The 26213-nt window shown below is 43.5% G+C and carries 24 protein-coding genes, 2 tRNA genes and 2 pseudogenes; 15 read left to right on the plus strand and 13 right to left on the minus strand.

The features are described 5' to 3' along the window. Nucleotides 1-159: 159 nt before the first annotated feature. Both NT178_15890 and NT178_15895 read right to left on the minus strand, forming a co-directional pair. A pseudogene (locus tag NT178_15890) lies at nucleotides 160-3208 on the minus strand (PAS domain-containing protein). Between the two features lie 525 nt (nucleotides 3209-3733). Next, the gene (locus NT178_15895; protein MCX5814006.1) at nucleotides 3734-3919 is read right to left on the minus strand and encodes a hypothetical protein; all 186 of its coding nucleotides are present in this window, start codon (nucleotides 3917-3919) and stop codon (nucleotides 3734-3736) included. A gap of 186 nt (nucleotides 3920-4105) precedes the next feature. On the opposite strand from NT178_15895, the gene NT178_15900 reads away from it, so the two are divergent. Further along, nucleotides 4106-4393: a nucleotidyltransferase domain-containing protein gene (locus NT178_15900; GenBank protein ID MCX5814007.1), complete on the plus strand. Its 288-nt coding sequence runs from the start codon at nucleotides 4106-4108 to the stop codon at nucleotides 4391-4393. Continuing rightward, nucleotides 4374-4814 carry a hypothetical protein gene (locus NT178_15905; GenBank protein ID MCX5814008.1) on the plus strand — a complete coding sequence of 147 codons (441 nt, stop codon included), beginning with the start codon at nucleotides 4374-4376 and terminating at the stop codon, nucleotides 4812-4814. The genes NT178_15900 and NT178_15905 overlap by 20 nt, the downstream gene beginning before the upstream one ends. 89 nt (nucleotides 4815-4903) lie before the next feature. Here the strand turns inward: NT178_15905 and NT178_15910 are convergent, their stop codons facing one another. The 3 genes from NT178_15910 to NT178_15920 form a co-directional block, all read right to left on the minus strand. Beyond that, on the minus strand, nucleotides 4904-5407 hold the full coding sequence (locus tag NT178_15910; protein ID MCX5814009.1) for a hypothetical protein: 504 nt from the start codon (nucleotides 5405-5407) through the stop codon (nucleotides 4904-4906). 58 nt (nucleotides 5408-5465) lie between these two features. Beyond that, nucleotides 5466-5687 (minus strand): hypothetical protein, encoded by a 222-nt coding sequence (locus NT178_15915; protein MCX5814010.1) that lies wholly within the window; start codon nucleotides 5685-5687, stop codon nucleotides 5466-5468. Between the two features lie 607 nt (nucleotides 5688-6294). Next, nucleotides 6295-6801: a hypothetical protein gene (locus NT178_15920; protein MCX5814011.1), complete on the minus strand. Its 507-nt coding sequence runs from the start codon at nucleotides 6799-6801 to the stop codon at nucleotides 6295-6297. 347 nt (nucleotides 6802-7148) lie between these two features. Between NT178_15920 and NT178_15925 the strand changes: the two genes are divergently transcribed. The 3 genes from NT178_15925 to NT178_15935 all read left to right on the plus strand — a co-directional run bounded on the left by NT178_15925 (nucleotide 7149) and on the right by NT178_15935 (nucleotide 9622). Beyond that, on the plus strand, nucleotides 7149-8108 hold the full coding sequence (locus NT178_15925; GenBank protein ID MCX5814012.1) for a hypothetical protein: 960 nt from the start codon (nucleotides 7149-7151) through the stop codon (nucleotides 8106-8108). 105 nt (nucleotides 8109-8213) lie between these two features. Then, entirely contained in the window at nucleotides 8214-8558 is a 345-nt protein-coding gene (locus NT178_15930; GenBank protein ID MCX5814013.1) for a helix-turn-helix domain-containing protein, read from the plus strand. After that, a complete protein-coding gene (locus NT178_15935) occupies nucleotides 8558-9622 on the plus strand; it encodes a site-specific integrase (GenBank protein ID MCX5814014.1) in 1065 nt (354 codons plus the stop codon). Before NT178_15930 ends, NT178_15935 begins: the two co-directional genes overlap by 1 nt. Nucleotides 9623-9636: 14 nt before the next feature. Here the strand turns inward: NT178_15935 and NT178_15940 are convergent. The 4 genes and pseudogenes from NT178_15940 to msrB all read right to left on the minus strand — a co-directional run bounded on the left by NT178_15940 (nucleotide 9637) and on the right by msrB (nucleotide 12495). Beyond that, nucleotides 9637-9713, minus strand: a tRNA-Met gene (locus NT178_15940). Between the two features lie 208 nt (nucleotides 9714-9921). Beyond that, nucleotides 9922-10548, minus strand: a complete 627-nt coding sequence (locus NT178_15945) for a hypothetical protein (protein ID MCX5814015.1) — start codon at nucleotides 10546-10548, stop codon at nucleotides 9922-9924. Nucleotides 10549-10614: 66 nt separating this feature from the next. Further along, nucleotides 10615-11523, minus strand: a pseudogene (locus NT178_15950) (amidohydrolase family protein). A gap of 354 nt (nucleotides 11524-11877) precedes the next feature. Beyond that, the gene (msrB, locus tag NT178_15955; GenBank protein MCX5814016.1) at nucleotides 11878-12495 is read right to left on the minus strand and encodes a peptide-methionine (R)-S-oxide reductase MsrB; all 618 of its coding nucleotides are present in this window, start codon (nucleotides 12493-12495) and stop codon (nucleotides 11878-11880) included. Nucleotides 12496-12864: 369 nt separating this feature from the next. Between msrB and NT178_15960 the strand changes: the two genes are divergently transcribed. The 5 genes from NT178_15960 (at nucleotide 12865) to serS (ending at nucleotide 16870) form a co-directional block, all read left to right on the plus strand. Then, entirely contained in the window at nucleotides 12865-13164 is a 300-nt protein-coding gene (locus NT178_15960) for a hypothetical protein (GenBank protein MCX5814017.1), read from the plus strand. Between the two features lie 225 nt (nucleotides 13165-13389). Next, a complete protein-coding gene (locus NT178_15965) occupies nucleotides 13390-14163 on the plus strand; it encodes a TatD family hydrolase (protein MCX5814018.1) in 774 nt (257 codons plus the stop codon). A gap of 235 nt (nucleotides 14164-14398) precedes the next feature. Next, nucleotides 14399-14992 carry a cysteine hydrolase gene (locus NT178_15970; protein ID MCX5814019.1) on the plus strand — a complete coding sequence of 198 codons (594 nt, stop codon included), beginning with the start codon at nucleotides 14399-14401 and terminating at the stop codon, nucleotides 14990-14992. Between the two features lie 183 nt (nucleotides 14993-15175). Then, the gene (locus NT178_15975) at nucleotides 15176-15601 is read left to right on the plus strand and encodes a GerMN domain-containing protein (GenBank protein MCX5814020.1); all 426 of its coding nucleotides are present in this window, start codon (nucleotides 15176-15178) and stop codon (nucleotides 15599-15601) included. Further along, nucleotides 15602-16870, plus strand: coding sequence for a serine--tRNA ligase (serS, locus tag NT178_15980; GenBank protein ID MCX5814021.1), 1269 nt, complete (start codon nucleotides 15602-15604; stop codon nucleotides 16868-16870). On the opposite strand, the gene NT178_15985 is transcribed toward serS, so the two are convergent. Genes NT178_15985 through secD form a run of 3 tightly spaced genes read right to left on the minus strand, consistent with a single transcriptional unit; the run spans nucleotide 16857 to nucleotide 21719 of the window. Beyond that, on the minus strand, nucleotides 16857-19172 hold the full coding sequence (locus NT178_15985; protein ID MCX5814022.1) for a hypothetical protein: 2316 nt from the start codon (nucleotides 19170-19172) through the stop codon (nucleotides 16857-16859). The genes serS and NT178_15985 overlap by 14 nt on opposite strands. Nucleotides 19173-19218: 46 nt before the next feature. Beyond that, the gene (gene secF / locus NT178_15990) at nucleotides 19219-20127 is read right to left on the minus strand and encodes a protein translocase subunit SecF (GenBank protein MCX5814023.1); all 909 of its coding nucleotides are present in this window, start codon (nucleotides 20125-20127) and stop codon (nucleotides 19219-19221) included. After that, the gene (gene secD, locus NT178_15995) at nucleotides 20127-21719 is read right to left on the minus strand and encodes a protein translocase subunit SecD (GenBank protein ID MCX5814024.1); all 1593 of its coding nucleotides are present in this window, start codon (nucleotides 21717-21719) and stop codon (nucleotides 20127-20129) included. Before secD ends, secF begins: the two co-directional genes overlap by 1 nt. Before the next feature lie 410 nt (nucleotides 21720-22129). Between secD and pyrR the strand changes: the two genes are divergently transcribed. The 4 genes from pyrR to NT178_16015 are packed head-to-tail and all read left to right on the plus strand — an operon-like array spanning nucleotide 22130 to nucleotide 25244. Further along, nucleotides 22130-22666 (plus strand): bifunctional pyr operon transcriptional regulator/uracil phosphoribosyltransferase PyrR, encoded by a 537-nt coding sequence (gene pyrR, locus NT178_16000; GenBank protein ID MCX5814025.1) that lies wholly within the window; start codon nucleotides 22130-22132, stop codon nucleotides 22664-22666. Beyond that, the gene (locus NT178_16005) at nucleotides 22667-23590 is read left to right on the plus strand and encodes an aspartate carbamoyltransferase catalytic subunit (GenBank protein ID MCX5814026.1); all 924 of its coding nucleotides are present in this window, start codon (nucleotides 22667-22669) and stop codon (nucleotides 23588-23590) included. It abuts the gene before it with no gap. Continuing rightward, entirely contained in the window at nucleotides 23587-24870 is a 1284-nt protein-coding gene (locus NT178_16010) for a dihydroorotase (GenBank protein ID MCX5814027.1), read from the plus strand. The genes NT178_16005 and NT178_16010 overlap by 4 nt, the downstream gene beginning before the upstream one ends. Next, nucleotides 24870-25244 (plus strand): cyclophilin-like fold protein, encoded by a 375-nt coding sequence (locus tag NT178_16015; protein ID MCX5814028.1) that lies wholly within the window; start codon nucleotides 24870-24872, stop codon nucleotides 25242-25244. The genes NT178_16010 and NT178_16015 overlap by 1 nt, the downstream gene beginning before the upstream one ends. A 45-nt stretch (nucleotides 25245-25289) precedes the next feature. Here the strand turns inward: NT178_16015 and NT178_16020 are convergent. Beyond that, nucleotides 25290-25374, minus strand: a tRNA-Leu gene (locus NT178_16020). Nucleotides 25375-25691: 317 nt separating this feature from the next. Between NT178_16020 and NT178_16025 the strand changes: the two genes are divergently transcribed. Continuing rightward, entirely contained in the window at nucleotides 25692-26195 is a 504-nt protein-coding gene (locus NT178_16025; protein ID MCX5814029.1) for a YaiI/YqxD family protein, read from the plus strand. Nucleotides 26196-26213 lie beyond the last annotated feature (18 nt).

Consider the following 26213-nt stretch of genomic DNA (forward strand, 5'->3'; position numbering starts at 1 on the left):
TACCATCTACCCCATATTTCTGAAAAGGGGGTAGGTCTTCACTACAGCGGTTTTAGGGGGTAACTGGCTTGTAACCCATTGAAACTACATGACCAGAAAAATGAAATTAACGATTTTTAGGGTCGAATCCGCTAAGTCGGGTTAGGTCGATCATCCATATTACTCATTGTGCACCGTCATCCTTCGATCAATCCTGAATGCCTTTGCCCTCTCCGTTGTCGTAACCGCATACATATGCCCTACATCATTCACCAAAGCAGTGGCAGTCATCCAAACCTCCACGACAGTGCCATCTTTGGTAATCCGTTGCGTGTTATACGGCTCCAGAATTTCAGCCAAGCTAAGCTGATGTACCTTAGCCAATGCGTCCTCCCGGAGCCCCTTTGGGATCAGGTCACGGATATTCATGGAGAGCGCCTCGCTTTCGCTCCAGCCGTACATCTTCTCCGCCGCCGGATTCCAGCCCAGGATACGGCCATCCAGGTCCTGCACGGTGATTGCATCGTACGCGTCGCGCACTACCACGGCCAGCCGGTGCTGCTCATTGGCTTTCCGCAACGCTTCCTGCGTCCTTTTCATCTCAGTGATGTCAAAAAAGGTGATCACCGCACCTTCGATCACGTTGTCCATCGTGCGGTAGGGCAGAATGCGCATTTCGTACCACTCGCCCGCCTGGGTCCGGACTTCACACTCTTTGGGGATCAGGGTGCTGAGTACTGCCTGAGTGTCCGCCACAAGACGGTCGTAGCCCGCCAGGTTGGAGACAATGTGGCCCACGGGCCGCCCTATGTCGCTCAGGATCAGGTTGACAATCCGCGAAACAGCGGGGGTGAAGCGCAGAATGTGCAGCTTGTGATCTACAAAGATGGTGCCGATGCCCGTGCCGGCCAGGAGATTGTTCATGTCATTGTTGGCACGGGACAGGTCTGCCATCTTGGTGTTCAGCTCAGCGTTGACTGTTGCCAGTTCCTCGTTGAGCGACTGCAATTCCTCCTTGGAGGTCTCAAGTTCTTCGTTGGTGGATTGCAATTCTTCGTTGACCGACTGCATCTCCTCATTGGAGGATTTGAGTTCTTCGTTGGAGGTCTCCAGCTCTTCGTTGGCAGCCTTTAGATATTCTTCCTTGGCCCACAGTTCCTTTTTGAGCACAATGACCCGTGCGTCAACATCAATGCCATGGCCGTCCGCCATTGCACCGGCTTGCAGGGCGGCTGCCTGCTGCATCTCCTCGGGGTCAAAGGGCGGGGCTTGCTCCAGGATAACCAGATAGAGGGGCGCTTCAGGCGTTGCGGCAGGGCCTGTTGTTACCGGGCAGACCGTCAGATTGACTATGGTGAAGTCGCCGTTGGTTCTAACGCGCAGGCCCGGACAGCGCACGATTTCATGTATCCCCACTGCTTTGTGCAAGGCTGTGGTCAGGTCGCGTCGCAGTCCTTCCCGGGCCATCTTGAGGATGTTGTTGATGCCCGCCTCGCCCGGGCTCAGTTCCAGGTACAGGCCGGTGCGGCCATGGAGGTAGAGGATGTCGCCATAACCGTTGACGAGCGCGCCCGTCGGGGCGACCTGCTGCAAGAGCGCCTGTTCGGTCAGCTCCCGTAGCGGCGCCTTCTTGAGACCGGCTGTCTTTCCTGCGGTCCGGGGGAGCACCACATCTATCGCAGTCAAGGGCGGCAGAAACCGGCCCATAGCCGCACGTTGCGTACCGTGGATGTCTTCCCTGCGCTGATAGAGCTTCAATTTGTGGTCCATTGTCGCAAAGAGGTCCATAAATTCGCCCACGGTCTCGGAAGTGCCCAGGAAGAGAAAACCGCCCGGGGACAGGGCATAATAAAACATGGGGATGAGCTTGTTCTGCAATGCCCCGTTCAGATAGATCAGGAGGTTGCGGCAACTGATGAGGTCGATCCTGGAAAAGGGCGGGTTTTTGATCACATTCTGGTCGGAAAAGACCAGCATGTCGCGGATGCCTTTATGGATGCGGTAGGCGCCGCCGCCGGGCTCGGCAATGAAAAAACGCGTCAGGCGCTCTTGTGAGATGTCAGCGGCGATGCCGGCCGGATAGATGCCGGCCCGGGCCGTGGCAATTGCATGGCTGTCAATGTCGGTGGCAAAGACCTGCACCTTGTAACTCTGCTTCATCGCCTCCTGACGTTCAGCGAGGAGGATGGCGAGGGAATAGGCTTCCTCGCCGGTGGAGCAGCCCGGTACCCAGACGCGTATTACCGCGTCCGCAGGTTTGCCTGCAAAGAGCTTCGGGATGATCTGCTCCTCGAGGGCACGGAAGGCCTCGGGGTCGCGGAAAAAGCTGGTGACCCCTATCAGAAAATCGCGAAAGAGCGCTTCTACTTCTGCCGGTGTCTGCTGCAGATACCTGATATACCCGTCCATGGTTTCAATCTGGTGGACGGCCATGCGCCGTTCGATGCGGCGGTTAACTGTACTCTGCTTGTACTGGGAAAAGTCGTGGCCGGTCTGGGCACGGAGCAGGATGAAGACCTTTTTCAGTGTGTTCTCGGGCGCCGGGCCGGTGGCGGGCCGGGGGGGCTTGCCGAAGGCATGGGCTACATAAGCGATGAGCTGGGCGGGCATCTCCGCCGGCGGCAGCTCGTAGTCCACCAGGCCGGTAGCAATGGCGCTCCGCGGCATGCCGTTGTACTCCGTGGATGCGGGGTTCTGGACCATGACCATGCCGCCCGCGCCTTTAATAGCCCGCAATCCTGCAGTGCCGTCGCTGCCCGTGCCGGAGAGGACGATGCAGATGGCCCGCTCATGCTGGTCCTGGGCAAGGGAACGGAAGAAGAAGTCAATGGGCAGGCGCTGCCCGCGGGGCGCGCCGGGCTCCAGCAATTGGAGGGCGTTGTTGAGAAACGCCATGTCGTGGTTTGGGGGGATGATATAGGCGCAGTTGGGCTTAACCTTCATCCCGTCTTCGACCTCAAAGACCTCCATGTGTGTGTAGCGCCTGAGGCGCCAGATGCTGCACCAGGACAAAGGCCATCCCGGGATCAATGTCAGCGGGCATACCGGAGAAGAAGGCCTCGAAGGCCGCCAGCCCCCCGGCGGATGCGCCTATGCCCACGATGGGAAAAGCGCCTTCAGAAATGGTATGCTCATCTGCCTCCGTCGGAGTCTCAACCGCCTCGCTTACCCTGGAATCAAGCGTTACTATTGATTCTTTTGGCTTGCTTCTTTTTCTTGCTTTTATCATAATTGTTCCCTCCCTTCGGATTGCTGATTTCTGATAGTGACCAGTTAAAGACATCTTATCAAGCTCATTTAAAATAACCAGGGGTGTAGAAGGAATTGCTATCTTGCAGCGTAGGCTTATAAGTCTCGGATGACGGATTCGGGATTCTGTTTCCGCTTTGTCAACATTATTTATCTCTGTCATATCCTGACTCCTCTCAATTCTCGCACCTCGCAAAAGGCGAAAAAGATTCGGGGGGGGGGGGGGGGGATGAAGAAAAACACATTATTTTATCTCCATCAATATATCTATATTTGATTATAGCAGAGAAACATCGAAAAAACACAAGAGATATTTATTGCCATGCGAAAGTGAGTATAATTCCTATTTCGTCAAAACTGTTGCTTCAGGAAGAACACCCAGACTGTGCAGAATCAGAAAACGAGCTATCAGGCACTTGCTCATTTCATCGCGGTATTCAATTAGCTATCTCGAATGCGCATGGTATAGAAAAGATATTTGCAACGGTTGATATCTTCTTTCTTCTCATTCCCCAAACAACATCTCATCAGTGATTGCAGACAATAAACACTTATTCTCAAAATCATCCTCTTCTACAAGTTCATAAGGATCACCTTTTGCTATACCAGATCTTTCCAAGGCATCAACAAGGTCAAAGGCATCAACTGTCCGGCTTTCCAGATTGTTTATTTTAAAGGTATATTGTGGCATGATAACCCTCCTTTATAAATAAGTATAGCAGATAAGAGTGACAACAGTATGTCACCGATACAAAATTATTTTTATGTAACATTGCTGATTGATTTCCATTCATAACATTTTGTATTTGTGGTAAATTATGGCTCATAGATGTTTTTCGATTTGACAGTGGTGTAATTATAACCAGGAGGAGCAATCATGATCCCCAAGGAAGAGCTTGAAAAGGCAGTCGAGATAGCACGGAAATATAGAGTTAGAAAACTCTATTTAATAGGTTCATCGCTAAGTAAAGCTCCCGTAGATGTAAATGATTATGATTTTGCGGTCAGCGGTGTTCCAAAAGGTAATTTCTTTAAATTCTATGGAGAACTATTCAGATCAATGTCAAAAAACGTGGATTTGATAGACCTTTCCGGCAGCATGACTAAATTCAAGAAGATTATCATGAACGAAGGGAAGATCATCTATGACAAAACAGCAGCTTAGAAAATATTGCGAAGCTGAGTTTGACAATATTGATGTTGTCATCTCTGAAATTTTTATTGTGGTAGTCCCTGACAAAACAGAATATTCAACGGCAGAACTTGCAGCAATCGCTACTTTTATCCACAACTTTTACAATGGCATTGAAAACATACTGAAAAGAATACTTATTTATGAAAAAAACGAAATCAAGGAAACCTCAACCTGGCACAAACATCTATTAAAATCCTCGGCTGAAAAAGGCATTTTGTCTGATGAACTATATAATGATTTGTCGAACTATCTTTCCTTCAGGCATTTTTTTATTCATTCTTACGGTTTTCCCTTACGTTGGGATGAATTAAAACCGCTTGTTGATGGGATACATAGTGAGCTGGACTTGTTCAAGAATTCAGTAAAGGGATATATCGACAGCCTTTTGTAGCCATATAGAATGCTTATTAAATTGAAAGGGCAAAGAGTCTTCTTCACCCTTTGCCCCATCTTGTTTTCCCTTTAATACTACCTTCACTCTCAGGCTGAACTCTGTTGCATCTCACCAGTATTCAGTAACCTTCTCTCCAGGTCTTTTTCAGTGCATCTACCGTAGAATCTTTCTCCATTCCTTCTTCTTTTTTTATTGATTGGTTTTTGAGCAAGATAATCGCCAATAAGATACATATTGTTAATCTTGCGTCCTTCCTCAATTTTATTTGACAGATGCCTGTATTGTTTCTCTGTGAATAATCCGTCCTGATAAACAGTGTTGGTGAACTCCTTAACCGTGTCGAAGGACGATTCCCCGTAACCCCATTTCCAGACTTTTTCTTTGTAAATAATGCTCCCGAACTTCTCATTGGAACCAAGATACCAGAGGTTATAGTCACCCTTCATAGGCAGGCAGCATTCAGCGTCTTTTAATAGGAAATTATAAATTTCCTTTCCGGTGGCGTATCTGTCGATCATCTCATGGCTAAAATTCTCTGTGTAGATTTTGCAGTAAATGCTGATATAGACTTTTTTGTTGTATCTGTTCATTGGTTCCCCATCCTTGAATAAGTCAGGGAAGGTCTTTATGCACCTTCCCCTTTTGTTATTATTGAGTTTGACTCTGTTCACATGATTTCGTAAGCTGTGCTATTTGTTGCCTCCTCATAAAGTAAGTTATTTTGAGCACTGCCAATTCTTTTGTTATTTCAATTGCCGCCTTTTTTATCAGCCTGTTCTTTTTGAAGATGCTCACCACATGTTTCAGAGGTTTTCTGTTTTCCACAGGTACGGTTAGATAAGGTATGATCCTTGCTTCATCAATATCCATTCCCTTTAAAGGCCTAACACCACAGATGATGAATGATGCATTTCGCCAGGTTATTAGGATATTTGATCAATACGGAACAAAAACAGTAGCTTGCGAAAGGATATCTTTCTGGAGGAACAGTTTATCTACAATGTGGATACTAGGACAAAAAACTTAAAGAAAAGAAGAGGTGATATTACTGAATATTTTTTGGCTCAGGTATGGAGTTTTCTCTGCCGAAAGGTATGGAATTTTTGTTGACTTTAAAGGGAGATAAAATTTCTTGACATTTCTCCCCACTATAGAATAAACTTTTCAAGTTACAGTATCTTCAGTAGAATTTCGAAATATATTTTTCAATTCCTCTCAAGCAGAGGAGTACGATTAGACAAATTTTCAATTACATCATTTATAATATGGTCAAGGTTTATCTAATAATGGACACCTTGTTCCGCAAAGTATGCCGCCGCATTCGTGGGCAACTAAAATACTCAACATTTAGCAAGTTCTCAATATAATTTTCACCTTTAATTAATCAGGGAGCATAAGACAATATGTAGGGTACGCCCTTCTTCATCAACAAAAACATACCCTTTGACGGCACACAACATGCTGTCAAAAGAACTCATCATTCTTCTCCACGCATTTTGTGTTCAAGCGTTATCTGTTCGTAACATTGGCGCAAATAGGAGAAGGTAATCTTTGATTTATGATATTTTTCAAGGTACTTGGCTATTTCCCTCCACCCCAGCTCCTTCTCCCTGAGCTGCGTTATGAGGGCATAGTACCGTAATTCAATGAGATCTTTGATCCTGCTTGTCTTTTTCTTCTTCGCAGCCATGATTCTGCCCGCCCTCATGTCCCTGATCTTCTCCATGCCGGCTCCGACATACTCTCCTGTCTCGATACGCTTCATCTTTCTCAAAGCCAGGACAAGCATGGCATAGGTAAACTCTGCCTGTTTTTCTTTGATTCTTTGTCCTGTTTTCATCTGTCGCATAAGGTCTGTCTGGATCTTGTGGGCCTCTATTCTGACAGGTTCGGGCAGCCTGGCATAGTAGTTGATCAAGGACCGGCGTTCTGTATCTGAGAGGCCGGTGATCTCATAGATATAATTCAGATCATAGTCGTACATGTTTATACCTCCTTGACGTGTAGTTTATGTGTGTATTACACACTTGTCAAGATATTAGGTATAAACATGTACAGAAGGCACATTGCCAACAATCAAAATACATAACCTAAACTGTCCTTCTCCGAAGAACAGCGAAAATTAATTACACACCTGAAATACTCGGTGCGATTAAAACATATAGCCATATGCTTGTTTCTTCACGGTCTTCAACAGTGGCTATTCCAATGAAAAAAGACCATCAAGTGTTACGCGAACACACCAAAAAAAGTTCGGATGTATTTAACCAGAGTTTGTCCTGTAGACCGAGGGGTAAAGAAATATCGGTTAAAAAACTTAAGGAGGCAACCATGCGTGGAAGTATACATTATCAAATCTTAGCAGTATTCAACGAGTCAGGTATTTTTGTTCCGGGTCAAAGTAAGCACTGTGCGAAGCAGTTAGCCAGATCAAAAGGAAACAGAGGCTCACATGACGTATCAAAACAAATAGGGATATTCAGCTATGCAACAGCCGGAGCTTATCTGGATATATGGCACCAATGTGCATCATATATACGGCATTCCCACGGCGTAAAAAAAATCGAGAATATAACCCCAGACCATATCAAGGACTACCTGTGCCAAAAAATTGAACGGCAGGTGGCATATAGTACATTCCAGTTAGAATCTTCCGCCCTGCAAAAATTCGAACGGGCATTGAATCTCTTTTCTTTCAAGCATGGCCTGGGTGTTATGTATTGTTTTGATTCTGCCATCAATGAGGCATCAGAGATTGCCCGGAAGACACTGATTAAAAAGGAACATGCACGTGCCTACCGGAACCCCTATGCCATTATTAATGCACTGGACGGTATGCAAAAGCTATGTGGTCTCATCCAGGTTCAAGGAGGAGCGCGTATCCACGAGGTCTCGCTGCTAAAAGAAAGCCAGATGAGAGGAATGGATATTGATACCATAACACAGGAGCCGAGAGGTGTTATCCATTTGATGAACACGAAGGGAGGGCTTCCAAGGGATATCCGGATACTGCCGGAAACATATGATGAACTGCGGGGCTCCATATCAGATCGAGGTTTATTCTCGATCGATGTGAATTCTTACCGGCGTGCACTTATGACGGCTGCCTCCCAAACCGGCCAAACCTATCAGAGCACCCACGGCTTCAGGTGGAACTATGCCCATACGAGATTCAAGAAGTGCATGGACAAAGGCTTCACTTATGAGGAAGCTCTCACAATTGTAAGCAAGGAAATGGGGCACAGAAGGAGTTTTATTACCCTGCACTATCTTGTGCCTACGGTGGAGTAAAATGAGATGCGGAATGTTCCACGGGTGTATCGTGGCATTGATGACAGAACTGTTGGCCGGCAAATATATAACACATTCCACTGAAACCTCATCAGGGTGAAACACATGGAAAAAGGATTTCTCACAATTGAAGAGGTATCTCAGTACCTCAGTGTCAAGATCAGTACTCTTTATGCAAGGGTATCTGAGATACCTCATTACAAGGTGGGAAGCTTACTGAGGTTTAAGAAAGAGGACATAGATGCATGGATGGAATCAAAGAGACAGCCATCAGTAAAGACAATCGCAAGAACCAATAGAAAAGAGACGAATCACAGAAAACTTAATGAGCAGGAAAAAGGGGGTATTACCTCGATCGTTAGAAAGGCAATTGACGAGGCGCATGGCAAAGGTTATAATTTTGCCGGGAAATCAGACCATGTTAAGGGCCTTCGGAAAGGAGGCAAATAATGGGATTATTTAAAAGAGGCCAAACATGGTGGATCAGTTTTTCACACAATGGGAAACAGGTAAGACATTCAACTGAAACAAATGATAAAAAATTGGCAGAGAAGATTTATCACAAGATTATGACAGAGGTTAATGAAGGGAAGTGGTTTGAGAAGTTGCCCGGAACAACAATGGTGTTTGAGGACTTGATGACAAAATATATGAGGGAACATTCCTCGAAAAACAAGACTCCAAAATCACATGTAAGAGACAGAAGTTTGTCTAACCATCTTATAGAACACTTTGGCGGTCTTACGCTGACACAAATTGTCCCCAGTATCATATCTGAATATAAAAACAAAAGATTAGAGGAAGGGGCAGCTCCCAAAACCGTGGTCAACGAACTCGTGCTTCTCGGCCATGCCTTCAAAATGGCGGTTAATGAGTGGGAATTAATTCACGATAACCCTGTAAAGAAGGTATCAAGACCAGAGGTTAATAACACTATGGATCGATGGCTAACCCATGAAGAAGAAGCAAAACTGCTTGCAGAATCACCGGTATGGCTAAAGGAAATCATTGTGTTAGCGGTAAACACAGGCCTTCGGCAGGGAGAGATATTAAGCCTCAAATGGTCTCAGATAGATATATTCAGGAAAACGCTGTATATATCTGAGCAAAAAAATAAGGAAAAAGATACTTTACCCTTAAACAGAAATGCAATGGAAATTCTCAAGACTCGGATGCGAATAAGGCAACTCGATAACAATTATGTATTCTTCAACGGGCAAGGCAATAAGATTGACGCACGTAACCTTTTGCGCACTTTTTACAGAGTTTGTAAAAATGCCAAAATTGAAAATTTACGATTTCATGATTTGCGTCATACATTTGCCACGAGACTTGTTCAAACGGGTGTTGATCTGTACACCGTTCAAAAGTTAGGAAGATGGAAAGACATCTCGATGATTAAGCGATATGCCCACCATTGCTCTGAAAGTTTGAGACCTGGTGTTGAAAAATTGGATGAATTTATCACAATTTTATCACAATCAAATAAAAAAGGGGTTAGCCAAAATGGCTAACCCCTGGATTTGTTTGGTTGCGGGGACCGGATTTGAACCAGTGACCTTCGGGTTATGAGCCCGACGAGCTACCAAACTGCTCCACCCCGCTGTTCAATGGTATATAAGATAATGGAAATAGTTCCAAAAGTCAATCATATTATATACTCAAAAGTCAATCATATTATATACTTTTTCGTTATACAGGACTGCAAGCTTTTAGTCTCAAAGGATAATTTTGCAAAAAAATAATTTAAAGGCCAATATCCATGGGTCATCCGGCATACAATATGCTATTCCCGGGGCTTACCACTGTGAATCTATTTTACAAAAAGAGAGACTAACCGCTTGCTTTTCATATCAGCAAGCCCTTTATCCGTTATTCTGAAGAAGGGCAGACCTGTAAAGGGTATTGTCTGAACAGTCAGAAAGGGACGTTTTATCAATGACCCTATTGCCTTCATGGCTTCATCGAGGGACTTTATTTTATCCCTAAGCATTTCCATTGGGTCAAGCGGTATAAGCCCGTAAACAGGCATAGGAAATTCGTAGATAACCTTGCCTGCTCTCGATATAACCACCCCACCCTGCACATCTATGAGCCTGTTGACCGCTTCCTTCATATCCAGTTCGCTGCTCCCGATAACAAGGATATTGCATGTATCCCAGATAAGCGTTGTTGCAATCGCACCGTCTTTAATGCCTGTTCCCTTTACAAAACCCTTTCCCATCCGTTTCTTATCATTGCGATGTATCACGGCAGCATATGCAATGTCGTTTTGGAGATCATTTTGTAAAAACCCGTCCTTCACAGTAGCTTCCCACAGTAGTTCTTTTGTGATGGTCTCATTCACAAGCTCTTCCACCCTTACAATATTTTTCGACGGTTTTGCCTTTATTCTGAAATCATCCTCGCTCACCTTCTGGAGGGCAAGGGTATGTTTCATACCTTCAGGGTAATAGCTTGGCTCTATCTTTTCCGTAAAACGGCCATCGGAGAAAACAAGCTTGCCGTTACACATAACCTTTTTAACAGATACCCCCTCTATGCTTTCCAGAAAAAGTATGTCTGCATGCCTTAATGGCGCTATAGCTCCGACAAACCTGAGACCGTAATAGTCTGCCGGATTGATTGTTGTCATCTTAATCGCATCCAGCGGAGAAAAACCGTATGCTATCGCCCGTCTGACAATAGAATCAAGATAACCTTCCTCGATGAGCATAACCGGGTCAAAGACGTCTGAAACAAGGATTACCCTCCTTTTATCGATATTTAAGTCCTTCAGTTTTGAAAGTTCCTTCAACTCCTTCCTTACAAAACCTTCCCTGATCATGACATACACACCAAATCTGAGCTTCTCCAGGGCTTCGTCAAGGGTAACGGATTCGTGGCAGGATGTAATCCCTGTAAGAAGGTATTGGATTAGCTTATCCCTGCGTGCACCCGAGGAATGACCGTCAAGTTTTTTGTTAAGAGACATGGCAAGGGACGCCTGTTTCAGCACCCTATCATCTCCGTCTATAATCCTTGTCCAATAGCCTTCGCCGATACCGACGAAATCATCCCTCTTGAGAAGGGTGTTAAACTCTTTCAGGGTTAAACCGAGACCGCTTTCCATCTTAGGGAAAGGAGGGGTAAGCGGCGGTGCGAGAAAATAACACCTTAACGGATATCCCTTTGTGCTTTCAATGAATGAAAGTACACCATTGATCCCGCAAGCTGTTGCAGCCATTGTCGTTTCTGAAATAACCGTTGTGGTGCCTCCCCTGATTGCGTAAGGAACGAGTTCGCTGAAAGTCAGCATGCTGTCGAGGTGAGTATGCGCGTCAATAAAACCCGGGCAAAGATACAGTCCCTTCGCATCTATTTCCACTGTGCCTTTTGTGACAGGGATTTTTTCATCACTTTCGATAGAGACAATCCAACCGTCTTTAATTGATATGGCAAGACCTTCCTCTATCTCATTGGTAAAAACGTTTATGATTTTCCCGTTCCGGATAACAGTATCAGGAGGCTCAATGCCTTTTGCAACTTCCAGCAATTGCTTCATTAATTCTTTTGTCATGAACTTACCTCTGTTTTTTATTCTGTTTAATCTATGCGGGTAAATTCCCCGCAGCTTGTTGCTAAAACTTCATTTATTTTTTGTTTTGGATATCCTGTTCGCTTGGGGCAGGGCAGTTTACCCTCGGGTTTGTTTATGGGTACTTCCCGCACGTCAAAAACAATTGCCAGCAAACGTCGCATTGTCAAAATATTGTATTCTATCCTGTTTTCACTTTTTTTCGAAGAGTTTTTTGTATTCCCCGTAGCCTTCCTTCTCCAGATCTTCTTTGGAGATAAATCGCAGTGCAACGGAATTCATGCAGTACCTGAGCCCTGTGGGGTTAGGCCCGTCAGGAAACACATGGCCGATATGGGAATCGCCCCGTTTACTTCTCACCTCTGTCCGCACATTGAGCAATCTCCTGTCCTGCCGGGTTGCAATATTGTCCAGTTCGACAGGTTTCGAAAAGCTCGGCCAGCCTGTTCCCGAATCATACTTATCTATGGAACTGAACAATGGTTCTCCAGAAACTATATCGACATATATACCTTCCATTTTGTTTTTGTTATATTCATTCCGGAAAGGCGGTTCAGTTCCTTCATGCTGGGTTACCTCATACTGGAGCGGGGTCAAGATTTTCTTTAAAGTTGCATCGTCAGGCTTTGTAAAATTCTTCCAGTTTGGGGGCTGTCCCTTTTCGGGTTTGGCATCCACCGGATTCTTGCTTAAAGTTTTGACATCCTTTTTTACTTTCATTGTACCTTTATCCTCCTGTTGAGCTGTGCTGCAACCATGGAAACCAAGAATCTGAAGTAGGATTACAATGACTACAACCGGTACTTTCATGCTGCCTCCAATGAAAAGTTGAGCACTTCTCAAATAGTAATCGTAATATAATCACTTGTTAACAAACTGCAAGTAAGCGGAGAATTTCTTTCTGCCCTCTTTTGCAGTAACAGGTTTATCCTGAAAGGGGTCAATTATATGACGGATATCTGTCACATATCAGTAATATACATAATGTAAGTAAACCGCATTTTTTATTTGTTTCACTATACAATGTCATGTAAGCAACAGAGTTCCTACGCTGCTGAAGAGTGCAAATAAGAATTAGAGACATGAAACCGGTTAAATTATATTGGTGTGACAAGGGCACAATTATTGCAAAACATATTTAATAGACATACTTGAAATCCTGCATATAGAGGAGGCGACATGGGACAGAAGGTTTTCAAAAACAATTCTATGATGACTTTTGAAGGGTTTTATCCGACTCGCGAGGCATACGAAAGTTGTCTTTCAGGGCCTTCTCTTAAAGAATCGACCAATGTGCATCAACATACATTTAACACCTTTTGTGCTGGATCTCCAGAATGCCGCCGCCAGGATAAAATCGGACAATCTGTGTGTGAGTTTCAGGATTACTGCAACCACCTTTACTATATCGATGACAGGTGCGACTGTGCGTCCGTTTGGAAGAAAACAGCAGGACTTGTTATACCGATATCCACATAATTAAAAGGTACGGCCTTTATAATCTTCAGCGGTTATTAATTGCTCTCCTTGCCCCACATAACCCCCCTTCAATATAAGCAGTAGAGACGCAAACATTGCGTCTCTACTGCAAAAGCCCTCCATATCCTCAAACAGGCGCCCGGCTAATCATACTTATTAACACCAACAAGTGCGCGCCTGTGGAAATCTATAGATTGTCTTTCGTTGAATATGCTATAAAAAAACATGTTTGTTGACTCCCATTGCCATCTTGAAATGGAAACATTTGAACAAGACAGAGATAAGGTTATAGAAAAAAGCATAGAAGAAGGGCTCGATTATATCCTCACCGTTGGCACTGAGGAACGTTATTTTGAGAGGGTAGTCGAGATCATTGAGAAATACGATAATATATACGGCGCCATCAGCATTCACCCTCATAACAGCAGTGATTACACCGTACTAACGGCAAAGACCATATGTCAATATTTAACGCATAAAAAAATTGTAGCCTATGGAGAAATAGGGCTCGATTTTTTCAGGAATTATTCACCGAGGGATACACAGATTCAGGCTTTCAGAGATCAGTTGATAATGGCAAAAAGTTTGAATATCCCTGTTATAATCCATTCAAGGCATGCCAAAGATGAAACCTTGAGCATATTGCAAGGAGAATATCATGGCAACGCATCAGGGGTCATCCATTGCTATTCCTATGATCTGGATACTGCAAAAAAACTGCTTGATATGGGGTTTTATATTTCCATACCGGGGACAATCACCTATACCAACACGCAAAAAGCAATAGAAGTTGTAAAGAATATCCCTATGGACAGACTCCTTGCTGAAACGGACGCCCCTTTTCTGACACCGGTTCCACAGAGGGGCAAAAGAAATGAGCCTCATTTTGTAAAATATACAATTGCAAGATTGGCACAGATTAAGAATAAGGACATTGAAGATGTTGCATCAAACATACGTGACAATTTTGTGAGACTTTTTTTAGGGCAAAAAAGATAGATTCCAACTGGGTTAAGCTTGTGGAGGGGACAGCATAGGCCAGACTTGTAAGGCAGTTGTTTAGCATGCACAGTATGCGAAGAGTGGGGCCGGGGCACCACACCCGCTTGCGAGTGTCCGAGTTTATATAGCTTCAGTGTACTAAATAGCTCACACAGCGAGCGAGAAGGGTAGGCTCCGGCAGCTTGCTGACGGAGGGGGCGACGCAAGCCCCACTAACAGAAGGAGATAAACATTGAACCCTGCGATTATTATCATTGACATGCTTGAAGGCAATTACGGCAGCGTAAGAACAGGTGAAAAAGAGGAAGAAAAGATCATCCCTCATGTAAAGACCTTTCTCAAGGAATGCAGGGGTATTTCTATACCCGTTATTTTCGCCTGTGACAGTTTTTTGAAGGACGATTTTATTTTTAAAGGGCGGATGAAACCCCATGCCATCAGAGGGACAAAGGGTACTCAGCCGCTATCTGATCTCGATCCGCAGGACACAGATATAGTACTCGAAAAAAGGAGATTCAGTGCCTTTTTTAAGACCGATCTTGACCAGACATTACGTACAATTGGCGTTGATACTGTTGCCATCGGCGGCATTAATACCCATTTTTGTGTGCTTGCAACAGCTTTTGATGCTGTCTGTCATGATTTCCACACAATAATACTTGAAGATATGAGTGCTGCACATAAAAGAGAGATTCACAATAATTTCCTTAATGCCTATAGAAACTCTGCCATATACCCACTTTTCAGGGTAATGACCTCCGGAGAATTTTTAAATGAATTCAGCAACAGCCTCAGCAATGGTAAAAACGTGCTCCCTCCAATATAGACAAAAAACCGGCAGTTGTATATAATTTGGACAAAGAAGAATAAAAGCATGAAGCACAAATTCGATATTTATGATACTCCCAAAAGCTTTATAAACAAGAGGCTGGCTATTGTTATTTTTATTGTTGCAATTGCCCTTACAGTTCTTCTGACGGTTTACAGTTATTTGAAACACCCTGAGCCGATGAAAAACGCATCTTCCGTTGCCACTGATAGCTTGAATATTTTTGCCCCGAAGGAGGGGGTTAAACTTGTACAGAATACATTAGAGGTTAAATTGGGTATATCGGAAAAACAAAAGACTGATGAAATAATGAATGAGCTGAAGAGGCAGAAGTGCGTTCCCGAAAAATTGACTCTTTACGATTTCGCAACAGATGAGGATGGTGTCATGTATTTAAACTTCTCAAAAGAAATCCTGAATGATAAAACTGCAGGGCCGGACCGGGAGATAACCATGGCCTATGCTATCGTAAACACATTCATATCTAACTTTAAAAATATTAATAAAGTTCAGTTGCTTGTTGAAGGACATCCAACAGAAACCATAAACGGTGTAATATATATTTATAAGCCGATTGAGTTTAAAAAAGATTTAATGGAGGACTAAATGATTGACCCGAAGATTATCAGGGAAAAAGTCGGGCTTGTTAAAGAAAGTCTTGAGAAAAGAGGCGCTTCTTTTGATATGGAAAGGCTTCTCGTAACGGATGAAAAGCGCAGAGTACTCATACGGGAATCCGAAAAAATGAAAAATGAAAAAAATGAGCTTTCCAATGAGATAGCAAGATTGAAAAAGTCGGGTTCTATACCCCCGGATAAGATAGACCACCTGAAAGCACTGGGAAAGAATATTGAAAGCATTGAGCAGGATCTGAGAGAAACTGAAAAGGCATGGGATGATATGATACTGGTAATCCCCAATATCCCGCACAACACGGTACCTGTCGGTTCAAGCGAAGAAGATAATAAAGTGGTGAAGGTCTGGGGAGAAAAGCCTGTCTTCACCTTTGAGCCACAGCCCCACTGGGAGATAGGCGAGAAGCTTGACATATTGGATTTTAAAAGGGCGGCGAAGATTACCGGCTCAAGATTTACCCTGTATAAATCCTTTGGTGCGCTTCTTGAGCGCTCTCTCATTAATTTTATGCTTGATCTACACACACGTGAGCACGGGTACACAGAGGTGCTGCCGCCGTTTATGGTAAACCGGGAGGCCATGACCGGAACCGGCCAACTTCCCAAGTTCGAAGAAGAACTTTTTAAACTGGAAGGGCTTGATTATTTCCTTATCCCGACCGCCGAAGTACCTGTGACAAATATATTCAGCAACGAAATCCTGAAGGAAGATACGTTGCCCATCAAATATGTTGCTTACACGCCATGTTTCAGGAAAGAAGCCGGGGCTCACGGCAAGGATACGAGAGGGCTTACCCGCCAGCATCAGTTCAATAAGGTTGAACTTGTCAAGTTTTCTTCGCCTGAAACATCCTATGATGAACTCGAAGGTCTTCTGCTTGATGCAGAAGACGTGTTGAAAAAACTAAACATACACTACAGGGTTTCCGTACTCTGCACAAGCGACCTCGGGTTTTCCTCTGCAAAAACCTATGATATCGAAGTCTGGCTGCCTGGGCAAAATGTTTATAGAGAAATATCATCATGCAGCAATTTTGAAACATTCCAGGCAAGAAGGGCAAAAATCAGATACCGGAAAGATAATGGAAAAACAGAGTTTGTCCATACACTGAACGGCTCCGGCCTTGCCATCGGCAGGACAGTAATGGCGGTAATGGAAAATTACCAGACAGAAGACGGCGCTATTGTAGTCCCTGAAGCGCTAAAGCTGTATGTGAATGGGATACTCAGGTTTCCTTGATCGTTGACAAAAGATCGTCAATCTTCATTAATATGACAGGATCTTCCTCGATTTCCCTGAATTCGGAGAGTATGCTCTTAACATTACCGTTAAGAAGCGAATAAAAAAACTCTATGGCCCGCAATTTCAAATGTCTGTCGCCTATGTCCTTCAAGGTATCCATTATTGCAAAAATTGTCCTCTTTTTCCCGGCAAGCCCCATCCCCCGTATCATAAGGTCTTTTATCTCAAATACATTCTCCCTTTTCAAATGTTCCAGCAAGGGATTTATCATGTCCTTGTCCTGTATTTCAACCAACAGACTTATAGCCTTACTTCTTTTATCCGGGTCCTTAATGTAGAGCAATTTAAGGATAGGCTGAATATCTATCCCCTTACCATCCCTTTTTGCCTTTTCGAAAAATGGTACATAATCCTTTGCCTGAAGGATAATACTTGATAGAATCAGTCCCATCTCTTCTTTTGAAAAGACCAGCTCATCCTTCCATTTTTCAAGAATCTTTAACGCCTCAACATCAAGAAATGCTTCGTTTGCAGTTAAATTTTGGAGTATATTACGTATTTTTCTCTTCTCCTCAAAGGCGTCGAGTCTTAAAACCCTGTTAAGTGGCTCTTTCAGATATCTGCTTGATAAGGCATAGCATGCCTGTCCTGTTGACTCATATTCTATTAATATATCTTTTTCCTTTAAAAGTCCCATATAGCCAAGGATTCTTTTATGAGGTATAGCTGTTTCAGCAAAAACATTTTCAAGGGTATATCTCCTGATGTGCCTGTCATTTTTGTCTGCAAAAATTGCGATTATTCTTCTCAGATCGTCTTCATCTTTCAATTCCTCCAGAATATCTTCCAGCACACTCCATATATTCAAATTCGCCTGGATAAGTTCGCACTCTATAGGTTTGAACCGCTCACCTTCATTCCGGAAAATCTTATTTTCTCCGAACGCATCAATAGCCTTTGCACCTTCTATCGGTTTAATTTCACATATTGCAGACACGTTCGCGTTGCTGAAAAGCGTATTCCATTCGAAGAAGCTTTCTTTGTCACCTGAAATAATCAGGTAAACATTGTCCTGTTCGAAACAAAAATTTATAAATCTGTCGAGTTTCTCCTTTTCGGTTCTATCGAGATATGTATACCTCTCACAATTATCGAGAATGAAAAAGCAGGGGGGACCATCTTTTAAAAATTTATTGCACAGTGAGACAATATCAAGACTGGGATCATTAAGTTGCCCGCGTCGCTTGCACATAATATTCTTGATCTCGCTCACGGGTTTTTCCCACAGTTCACAGTAAAACACATTCGGGCTGATCAAAAGCATTTGAGGAACGATAAAAGACCGCATCACCGTGGTCTTGCCTGTAGTTGTTCCACCGACAGCGACAGCATAGCCAAAATTAAACATCTTGTCTAATATCAGAGAAGCCTTCTCCCACCTCTCAAAGGGCGGGCCCTCAAACTCATTGTAGGGAGAGAATTTCGGCATATCGAAAACTTCTCTTTCAAAATTAAAATCGGTTGTTATATCCCAGACAATATCCTTATAATTAAGACCAATTTTACCATTAACATTGCGCTTAAATGTACTGAAGATGGTATCCGTATATTTTTTTGCATTTTCAATAAGGTGTAAATCATATGGACATTTTGCTTTATATTTTATGTAAATAATCCCTTTTCTGCTGTCTATATCCACCTTCGTATCACTATGTCTTAATATGAAATGGGGCTCGTTAAAACGTCTGAATTTCCTGTGTTTCAAATCCGAGCAAAATATGTCAAGTATGAGATGCGAAAAGTTAAACACATGAGCTATAACCTTTGCGTTTCTGATGATAGCCTTCCCGCCGTCCTCGGTGATCTCCCATTCTACAGGTATTTTTCTTATTTCATTAGAAAAGATCAAATAATTTATAATATCAATTGCCATTTCAGGGATGTCTAACTTCTCGCATATCCCATAACTCAATAGCATCCTCTTATCGGCCCCTTCGAGGCTGCTTAATATATTTCTCGTCGAACTCAATCCAAAATTATTTACCAGACCTATATCGTGTAGATATATTGTGCCAAGAAGTGTGAATATCTCTCCGGAAAACATCTCTTCTGTTCTGTCTTTCGGATCAGGTATGATCTTTTCTATTAAAGCCTTCAGGTCTTCAATGTGTTGTTTTAAGGGCAGGTTGACTGACAAGAAAATCGTCTTTTCAAAAAACTGTTTTAAATCAAAAAATCTTTGATGGAGTTTTAACTCTCTTTCTTTACTCTTTAAGACATCCTCAAGTTTCAACTGCATTCAAATACCCGCATCTGTGTTTTGAATTTGACGGCATTACAAAGGACTAACGGAGCTTTTTTTTCCACACATATATTATAGGACTGGCAACAAAAATCGATGAATATGTGCCGATAAGCACGCCAATAAAAAGGGCAAAGGAAAAATCAAAAAGCACCTGTCCACCTAGAAATAAAATTGCGCCTATTGCAAGGAGTGTAGTAAGAGATGTAATGAGCGTCCGGCTTAATACCTCATTGATACTACGATTTATCGTATCGCCGAAATCTGTTTTCGATTTCATCTTGGGCATATTTTCCCTGATTCTGTCAAACACGACGACTGTATCGGTGAGGGAATAACCGGCAATGGTGAGAAGGGCTGTGATAAAAAGTATATTCATCTCCATGTTCAGTATATAAAAAACACCGAGGAGAGCAAGTACATCGTGAAAAGTCGCTATAGTTGCAGCCACACCGAAAATAAAGGTAAACCGCCAGGCAATGTATACGATAATGCACAACATTGATACAATAACGGCGATGGCAGCATTTCTTTTCAATGTTTTGCCAACTGTTGAGCCCACCATGTTGCTGCCGAGAATCTGGAATTTCTTTCCCTGGAATTCCTTGGACAAGAGTGCGCTCAGTTTATCTTGAATCTTTTCTTTCTCTGTATCGGAAAGCTTTGTCTTGATAAAAAACTCTTTTGTTCCACTCACCTGCTGTATCTGGACGTCACCTATGCCACCGTCTGTCAATACCTTCCTCAGATCGCCGATAGCAACCTGATCCTCAAACTTTACTTGCAACTGGGTTCCACCCGTAAAATCAACACTTTCATTTGCCTTACCAACAACTATCATGATAAAGGAAAACAAGCCGAGAAGTACAAGTGCTAATGACAGGACAAAGGCTTTATTCCTCAACCCTATGAAATCTATATTAGTCTTTTTTGTTATTTCAATAAATTTCATTAAATACTTAAGCTCCTCGGTTTATATTTCCCCAGAATCCAGTCAAAAATAGTCTTTGAACCAAGCACAGCAGTAAAAAGGTTTACGATAACACCAATGCTTAAGGTAACGGCGAAACCTTTTATCGGCCCTGTGCCGAATATGAAAAGGATAAATGTGGTTATCAGCGTTGTTATATGAGAGTCAAAGATTGTCACCCATGCCTTTTCGTAACCACCTTCCACTGCAGCTCTAACTGTTTTTCCGAGCCTGAGTTCTTCCCTTATTCTCTCAAAAATCAGAACATTGGAGTCCACCCCCATGCCCATTGTAAGGATTATGCCTGCAATGCCCGGGAGTGTCATCGTCGCCTTCAAAGCGGTAAATGCGCCAAGGAGGTATAAAAGATTTAGAAATAGCGCAATATTTGCAACAATACCCGAATACCGGTAATAAAAAAACATAAAAGCTACAACGAGGATTGCACCGAGAATTGCTGCCTGCACGCCCTTCCTTATAGAATCCTGGCCCAGGCTGGGACCGATAGTGATATTCTGGACAACCTTTACCGGCGCAGGAAGAGCACCTGCGCGTAGTACAATCGCCAGATCCTTTGCCTCATCCATTGTAAAACTACCGGAAATGGACGCTTTGCCACCGGATATTCTTTCTTTCACAACAGGGGCAGAATAGACTGTGTTGTCAAGAATAATGGCTATTCTTTTGCCCACATTTTCAGCAGTTACCTTATCGAATAATCTTGCGCCTTCACTATTAAATTCTATAGCAACATAGGACTCACCGCCGAATTCCCCGCCAATCTTTACCCTTGCATCTGTCAGCAACTCGCCTGTCAAAAGAGACTGTTTTTTTAACAGTATCTGTGTAGTGGTAGAAATGCCTGTTTCCTTGTTTTTTGTTTTCATTGTAAGGACTTCGTCGCCCTCCGGGGGTATGCCTCCCGTATACCTTACTGCATTTTCTTCATCTACAAGTTTAAACTCAAGTTGGGCTGTCCTGCCTATCAACTCCAGGGCCCTTTGTGGGTCTTTAATACCGGGGAGTTGAACAAGTATCTGGTTTTCGCCCTGACGGACGATAACAGGTTCAGAGACTCCAAACTGATCTATCCTGTTCCGTATGGTTTCGAGGGCCTGATGGACGGCATTCTCTTTTATGTTGGACAATTCTTTTTCCGACAGAAGAAATTCAATAGTCAGGTTCTCGCCGTCAACCTTTGTTGTCCCGGCTTTCATGTCAGAAAATTCTTTCCCTATAAGGTTGTAGAGTTTATCCTTTTGCTCCGCCCGTATTATTATAAAGAGTGAATTCTCTTTTTTATCAAGTCCCAGAAAACGTATTCCATCACGTATCATACTGTCTTTTAACGCATCAAATTTCCTGTTTACCATGTTTTCAAGCATCTTGGTAGTATCGAGTTCAAGGAGCAGATGCATCCCCCCTTTTAAATCAAGCCCCAGATGTATCTTGTCCGATGGGAGGTATTTCTTCCATGCACCTGTTGGTTCAATGATATTCGGCAGGCAGTAAATAACAGATATTACAAGAAATAAAACGATAAAAAAAGCCCTTAGCTTTATTGATTTAAGCACCTACAGCCCCGTTTCAATATATTTTTTTGGGTGACAAGCATACAGAAATTATCTTTATCCGTCCTGTTTGTCAAGAGATTTTTATCACAAGACGTTTCCCTGTAAGCCCGGGGGCAACAAGCACCTGCATAACAGCGTCTTATGAAATGACAATATTTAAAAAGTATGTTACAAAATGCTGTTGCTTTTCATTGATTTTTTTTTTTAAACCCATTATAGTTATGAAAGGTGAGGCCATACATTGAGAAACAGTTGTGCAACAACTGCAGAGAGTGTATTGATACCTGTCCCTATGAAGTCTTCTCAATAAATGATAATGGAGATCTGATGGTGTTGACACCTGAAGACTGTATCGAATGTACATCCTGCATTGACCAATGTCCTAAAAAAGCAATATACATGGATGACTGATGAGCGAAAAACCTCTGCAACTTCTTGACCGGAAGGCATTAGAAAGAACTATCACAAGAATTGCCCATGAAATCCTGGAGAGAAACAAAGGCAGCGAAAACCTTTGCCTTATAGGCATCAGGACAAGAGGGGTCCATCTTGCAAACAGGATCAGAAATAAGATAAAAGATATTGAAAACATAGAGCTTCCTCTCGGTATCCTCGACATCACGATGTATAGAGACGACATCTTTAAGCTGAAATTGCCTGCGATAAAAAAGACCGACATACCCTTTGATGTGAACAATATGACCATCGTTCTCATAGATGATGTGATGCATACCGGCAGGACGACAAGGGCAGCGATTGATGCCCTTATGGACATGGGAAGGCCAAGGAAAATCCAGCTTGCCGTACTTGTTGACAGGGGAAGCAGGGAGCTTCCGATACACCCGGATTATGCAGGCATCAAGTATACTGCAACCCCTGAAGAAGATATACTTGTGAGGCTCAAGGAAGTTGACAGCAAGGACGAAGTCGTAGTTGTGAGAACTTAAATGAATTGGATAAAAAAAGATCTTCTTGGCATTAGTGAACTTTCGAAAGAGGAGATCCTCCTTATTCTTGATACTGCCGAGTCTTTTAAAGACATATCAAAAAGAGAAGTTAAAAAGGTTCCCACGCTGCGTGGTAAAACAGTAATTACCCTGTTTTATGAGCCGAGTACGCGGACAAGGGTTTCCTTCGAGATAGCAGCAAAGCGCCTGAGTGCGGATACGATCAACGTCTCTTCCAGTACAAGCAGTTCCGTGAAAGGCGAAACCCTGAAAGATACCGCTAAAAATCTTGAATCCATGCAGCCTGATGTTATCGTTATCAGACACAGCATGCCCGGCGCACCCCATATGTTATCGAAGATAGTCAATTCTTCCGTCATCAACGCCGGCGACGGTGCTCACGAGCACCCTACTCAGGCATTGCTCGACCTCTTTACCATGAGAGAGAAAAAGGGCAAAATAGATGGCCTGAAATTTGTCATAATAGGCGATATCGCCCACAGCAGGGTAGCCCGTTCAAACATTTTTGCCTTGAAACACTTCGACACGGAAATAGTCTGCTGTGGCCCTCCGACCATGATACCGCCATATCTTGAAGACCTCGGGGTAAAAGTAGAATACGACATCAACAAGGCAGTAAGGAATGCCGATGTGATTATGATGTTACGGATTCAAAAAGAAAGGGGCGGCGTTTCCTACATACCTTCCATCAATGAATATTCGACCATCTATGGCCTGAAGCAGGACCACGTGAAAAAAGCAAAAAAGGATGTGATTATCATGCACCCCGGGCCTATGAACAGAGGGGTGGAAATCTCCGGCGAAGTGGCTGACGGGCCCTATTCCGTGATACTTGATCAGGTGGAAAATGGCGTTGCAGTGAGGATGGCAGTCCTTTTTCTCCTCACAGGGAGCGAAGCGTGAAAATCCTTATAAAAAAAGGCAGGGTTATTGATCCCAGGAACGGCATGGATGACGTGTTGGATGTTTTTATAAATGGCGGGTTTATTGAAAAGATTGATAAGCATATTCGTGAAAAAGAGCATGATGTAGAGGTTATAGACGCTGCCGGCCTGATCGTTGCCCCGGGCCTGATAGATGTTCATGTACATCTGCGTGAGCCGGGCTACGAATACAAGGAATCAATCAAAACAGGTACAATGGCTGCTGTAAAAGGTGGATTTACCACAGTAGTATGTATGGCAAACACGAACCCGGTAAACGACAATAAAAGCGTTACAGAATATATTGTGAATCAGTCTAAAAACGAAGGTGTCTGCCATGTTTTCCCCTGCGGCGCAATAACAAAAAAACTGAAAGGGGAAGAACTTGCCGAGATAGGCGAGATGTATCAGGCAGGCATTGTTGCCGTCTCTGATGACGGCAGATCGGTAAAAAACTCCGAGTTGTTGAGGAAAGCCCTTGAATATACAAAGCTATTTGGTATCCCTGTAATATCCCACTGTGAAGACGAAGACCTGTCAAATGGCTTTGTCCATGAAGGGAGGGCCTCTATTATATCCGGTCTCGATGCGGTTCCCTCCATTGCAGAAGAGATCATAGTAAAAAGGGATATGGCTTTAGCAGAATATGTTGGTTCCCCAATCCACCTGACACATCTTTCGGCAAAAGGAAGTGTGGATTCTGTCAGGGAGGTCAAAAAAAGGTTCAAAAAGGTAACATGCGATACCTGTCCGCACTACTTCACGCTAACCGACGAAGCGACCCTCGGTTTTGACACAAATACAAAGGTCAACCCGCCCTTACGGTCAAAAGAGGATGTGGAAGCAATCAAGGAAGGGCTTAAAAATGGATCAATCGATATCATTGCAACAGACCATGCCCCCCATGATTTTACATCAAAAGACGTGGAGTTCAATATCGCCACTTCAGGGATTTCAGGCCTGGAAACTGCATTTTCACTCTCCCTTGCCCTCGTCCATGAAGGCGTGCTTGACTTATCGGGGCTTTTGAGGAAATTTACGGAAAACCCGGCAAGGGTATTTAAACTCCCGTATGGCGAACTCACACCCGGCAGTGCAGCAGACATTATCATTTTTGACCCTGTCGCCCAATGGACAGTCGATAGAAATACCTTCCTTTCGAAAGGCAAGAACACACCCTTTCACGGCTGGAAATTACGTGGCAAAAACCTCCTTACCATTGTTGGCGGAAAGGTTGTTTATAGAGATAAGACACTCTGATGTCTACAAAAATATCCATTAATATTAAAGGTATCACGCTTTCCGGGGAACTGGGAGATACGCTTTGCGCAAAAGCAATAGCAGATGTCCTGCCCATAGAGACAATGCCCAATGAATGGGGAGATGAATTCTATTTTACGATTCCGGTCAGCATGCCCCTTGATGAAACGGCAACAACAAAAGTGAAGGCCGGCGATATCGGCTACTGGCCTCCTGGAAATGCCCTGGCCATATTCTTCGGACCAACGCCCTTGAGTAACGGTTTGGACCCGGTGCCTGCAAGCGAAGTAAACCTTGTGGGAAGAATCACTGATAATCCGGCTATATTAAAGACGGTGAAGGGCACAGCCAAAATCAAGATTGAAAAAGCTTAACGGACCTTACCCGGATAGACAACCATCTTTTTTGAATGATTTTAATGCCCGGGACGAGAATCGAACTCGTACAGCCGCGAGGACCGAGGGATTTTAAGTCCCTTGCGTCTACCTATTCCGCCACCCAGGCATCTTTCTTTTTATAATAGGAAATGCTTTTATTGTCAACAACAATAACACCATTCGTTTTCGAAAGTGTCGAGTGCCAAGTTTATTTTGTCATCTTTAAGGATGATTCTACCGGCTTTCTGTGTGTACATATCAATTTTGCCGCAATAGAACGGTATCGTAACGCTCAAGTTATCTGAGGATATCTTGTCAAGATTACACAATATCATGTGACTTTATTCATGAACAAAAATTGTGAGAAGCTTGAATCGTTATTGACAAAAAACACGTAAAAGAATAGGATTTTGGCAATTTATTTTGCAGCGTAATTTTTGTCAGGTGGTTCACCTTAAAATCACCGAAGATCTTTATGAACCGAAAGGATATCTCTTGATTACAATATATGTTGATGCTGATGCCTGTCCTGTGAAGAATGAGTCAATTAAAGTGGCCAAACGTTACGGGCTGAAAATTTACCTTGTCTCCAACTTTAAAATGCGGATTCCGAAAGATGAATTGGTTGAGACAATATTTGTGAATGACCACCTTGATGCTGCAGATGATTGGATCGTAGAACACATCGGCAACAAAGACATTGCAGTATCAGCTGATGTGCCTCTTGCTTCGCGGTGCCTGAAAAAAGGCGCGCGAGTGCTGGATCCCAATGGACGTGTTTTCACCGAAGAATCCATTGGTGAGGCTCTTGCGCACAGAGATCTGATGACGTATCTTCGCGACCTGGGGAACATAACGGGTGGTCCAACTCCCCGTAAAAAACGAGATAGTTCTCGATTCCTGCAGCGCCTCGATGACCTGATTCAGGCAATTCTCAGAGGAAAATAGTAAGCGATAAAGGGCATA

It is taken from the genome of Pseudomonadota bacterium, assembly GCA_026388255.1.
Lineage (GTDB): Bacteria > Desulfobacterota > Syntrophorhabdia > Syntrophorhabdales > Syntrophorhabdaceae > JAPLKB01.